Source organism: Stenotrophomonas sp. YIM B06876, assembly GCF_030711595.1.
Lineage (GTDB): Bacteria > Pseudomonadota > Gammaproteobacteria > Xanthomonadales > Xanthomonadaceae > Stenotrophomonas.
On sequence record NZ_JAUJUJ010000553.1, the window covers coordinates 1 to 459 of the forward strand.

1 pseudogene is annotated in these 459 nt (G+C 69.5%); it reads left to right on the forward strand.

Features of this window, described 5'->3' with window-relative positions:
• A pseudogene (locus tag QZH66_RS18425) lies at positions 1–459 on the forward strand (3-oxoadipyl-CoA thiolase); the annotation flags it as partial.

Sequence of the window (459 nt, forward strand, 5' to 3'; positions counted from 1 at the left end):
ACGTGGTGGCCAAGCGCTACGGCATCTCGCGCGCAGACCAGGACGCGTTCTCGCTGCAGAGCCAGCAGCGCACCGCCGCTGCGCAGGCCGCCGGCCTGTTCGACAACGAAATCATTGCCTGTGCCACGCGCATGGCGGAGAAGAACAAGGACACCGGCGAAGTCAGCCACCGCGACGTGGTCGCCACCCAGGACAACTGCAACCGCGCCAGCACCACGTTGGCCGGCCTGGCCAAGCTGGAGCCGGTGAAGGGCCCCGGCAACTTCGTCACCGCCGGCAATGCCTCGCAGCTGTCGGACGGGTCGAGCGCCTGCGTGGTGGTCGAAGCCAAGGTGGCCGAGCGCCTGGGCCTGCAACCGCTGGGCGCCTTCCGCGGTTTTGCCGTGGCCGGCTGCGAGCCCGACGAGATGGGCATAGGCCCGGTGTTCGCCGTGCCCAAGCTCTTGAAGCGCCACGGCC